The sequence below is a fragment of the Thiolapillus sp. genome (assembly GCF_048562965.1).
Taxonomy (GTDB): domain Bacteria; phylum Pseudomonadota; class Gammaproteobacteria; order Chromatiales; family Chromatiaceae; genus Thiolapillus; species Thiolapillus brandeum_A.
This window is the reverse complement of the sequence record NZ_JBHNMF010001128.1, coordinates 1-856: the sequence shown is the minus strand read 5'-3', so window position 1 is coordinate 856 and position 856 is coordinate 1. Positions and strand designations below refer to the sequence as shown.

Below are 856 nucleotides of genomic sequence, written 5' to 3'. Positions count from 1 at the left end.
TTCACCTCAAAGGCCATACGCGACAACAGTGCTGCGTGCCTGTCTCTCACGCGCACCTGCAAGGTCTTGATCGGCATATTGGTCTTTGTGGCTTTCATGTGTAAAATACTCGCATATCCTCGCTATATATTCAATAGGTCTATGCCCGATAAAGCGCTTCGTACCGGTCGCCATTGCGTGTTCATGCTTCACGCCCATCTGATCTTCATCACCAAGTATCGCGGCAAGGTGTTGGGCTGCGCCATGCTGCGTGACATGGAAAAGATCATGCGTGATGTATGCACAATCCAAGGAGCCACCTTGTCCGAGTTCAACGGCGAAGCCGACCATGTGCATCTGCTTGTGGAATATCCCCCGACCGTGCAACTGTCGAAACTGATCAACAGCCTCAAAGGGGTGTCGTCCCGCCGCCTGCGCAAACGCTACCCGCACATCAAAACCCACTGGATCGGAAAGAAAGGCCATCTCTGGTCGCCTTCGTACTTTGCCGGTTCCGTGGGAGGTGCCCCCATCGAGGTACTGAAGCAGTACATCGAACAACAGCAAGCCCCTCACTAATCGCCTACCGGCGATGCGCTATCCTTCCCCTCCATGAAGGAAGGGGCTTGTCGCGCTTTTTGGACATGTACTCCAGGAAGGGAAAGCCAAAATGAATCCTTTCCTGGCGTTGAAACGGAGTAGCATAGGTCCAGGGCCTGGCGGAGGCCGCAGCTAAGAGACGACCGAAGGGAGGAGTCTGAACGGGCGAGGGCAGGGCGAAGCGAACCCTTGACCGGCGCGAGGGGTATCCCCTTAGCAAGCCAAGCGGAGCGCGGAGCGTCACGGACGCGGAGGCATCAGGGATGCGAAGGGCTTG

Annotated in this window: 1 protein-coding gene; it reads left to right on the top strand. The window is 56.4% G+C overall.

Annotation, left to right across the window (positions count from 1 at the left end; genetic code table 11):
* Positions 1-141: 141 nt before the first annotated feature.
* Complete coding sequence (gene tnpA, locus ACOCD2_RS22775) at positions 142-558, top strand: IS200/IS605 family transposase (RefSeq protein WP_419626200.1); 417 nt, start codon at positions 142-144, stop codon at positions 556-558.
* The last annotated feature ends 298 nt before the right edge of the window (positions 559-856 follow it).

Excerpts from the sequence above, each read along its gene's own strand:
- tnpA (WP_419626200.1), top strand. The coding sequence starts at position 142 with ATGCCCGATAAAGCGCTTCGTACCGGTCGCCATTGCGTGTTCATGCTT.